The organism is Streptomyces sp. FH025 (assembly GCF_017427025.1).
Taxonomy (GTDB): domain Bacteria; phylum Actinomycetota; class Actinomycetes; order Streptomycetales; family Streptomycetaceae; genus Kitasatospora.
On the sequence record NZ_JAFLNG010001087.1, the window covers coordinates 1 to 1,675 of the forward strand.

The 1,675-nt window shown below is 74.9% G+C and carries 1 protein-coding gene; it reads right to left on the reverse strand.

Going from position 1 to position 1,675, the window contains the following annotated elements; all coding sequences use genetic code 11:
- Window positions 1-183: 183 nt before the first annotated feature.
- Window positions 184-1,674: a methyltransferase gene (locus J0670_RS37530; RefSeq protein WP_207817250.1), complete on the reverse strand. Its 1,491-nt coding sequence runs from the start codon at window positions 1,672-1,674 to the stop codon at window positions 184-186.
- Window position 1,675 lies beyond the last annotated feature (1 nt).

The window sequence follows — 1,675 nt, forward strand, 5'->3', positions numbered from 1 at the left end:
AGCCTCACAGCGCCGGGCCAACGGGGAGCGGACGCCCGGGGGCCGCCGGACGAACCAGGGGGTACGGACGGATGAACCGGACCGGACCGGGCCCCCTGGCAGCCGTGAGCCGCCGGCCGACGGCTGGCGGCTGGCGACCGGCGACCGGCGACCGGCGACCGGCGACCGGCGACCGGCGGTGCCCTACCGCACCGGGTTGATGAACCCCTGCTCGGTCAGCAGCCGCAGCGACTCCGGCACCCGGTCCCGCAGGACCACCCGGTCCTCGCCCAGCAGCTGCGCGATGGCGTCCACGATCTCGCCCGCCGACAGCGTGCCGTCGCACACCCCGACGAAGCCGGCGCCGACGGTGTCCACCTTGGTCGCCCGCCGCATGCCCCGGTTGTGACGCAGGATCACGTGCTCCGGATCCTCCGCCCCCGGCTCGCCGACCTGCTCCTGGACCACCTCGTCGGCCAGCACGTAGCGGGCCGCGAGCAGGCCCGCGTCGTCGTGCGAGCGCAGGAAGTCCTGCCGGTCGAACCACTCCTCGATGTGCGGGCCGAGCGGCTGCTCCACCGGGTGCGGCCACTCCTCCACCCGGACGGTCGGACGCTCCGCGCCGCTCGCCCGCAGCGTGATCCAGCCCATGCCGATGCCCTCGACCCGGCCCGCCTCGAAGGCGTCCAGCCACTCGCCGTACCGGGCCTGGTAGTCACCGCCCGGGCCGCGGTGGTCGCCGCCGTCGCGCAGCCACAACTCGGCGTACTGCGCGACGTCCTGGACCTCGCGCTGGACGATCCAGGCGTCCAGCCCGGTGCCCGCCACCCAGCCGGCCAGCCGCTCCTGCCAGTCCTCGCCCTTGACGTGCTGCCAGTTGGCGAGCAACTGGCAGTAGCCGCCCGGCTCCAGGTGCCCGGCCGCCGAACGCACCAGGCTGCGGCACAGGTCGTCCCCGGCCATGCCGCCGTCGCGGTAGGTGAACCGGCCGGCCGGCGAGATGACGAACGGGGGGTTGGAGACGATCAGGTCGAACTTCCGCTCCCCGACCGGCTCGAAGAGGCTCCCGGCGAACGTCTCGGCGTTGTTGAAACCGGACAGCGCCAGGGTCAGCTCGGTGAAGCGCAGGGCGCGCGGGTTGAGGTCGGTGGCGGTGACGCTCCGGGCGTGCCGGGCCGCGTGCAGCGCCTGCACACCGGAGCCCGAGCCGAGGTCCAACGCGGCCCCGACGGGGCGGCGCACGGTGATGTTGGCCAGCGTCGTGGACGCGCCGCCCACCCCCAGTACCAGGTCCTTGCGGGCCACCCCGTGGGCCGTCTCACCGGAGCCGATACCGCCCGCGCCGCCCACCGCGCAGCCCAGGTCGGAGACCACCCAGGCGTCGGAGGCGGGCAGCCCGGCGACCTCGTTCGTGTAGGGCCGGATGTCCACCGTGGCACGCACCAGATCACCGTCGGGGCGCAGCCAGCCGTCCGCCAGGCAGTCCTCCACCGACAGCGCGGCGGCCGCCGCCTTGTACGGCACCGGCTGCTGGAGCAGGAACAGCCGCACCAGGGTCTCCAGCGGGCTGCCACCCCGCGTCGCGCGCAGCGCCGGCACCGCCTCGCTACGGGCCAACGCCGCATATCCGGTGGGCCCCAACAGGTCCAGGCACCCATCGGCGGTGTACGAGGCGGCGAGCAGCGCCTCGCGCAGC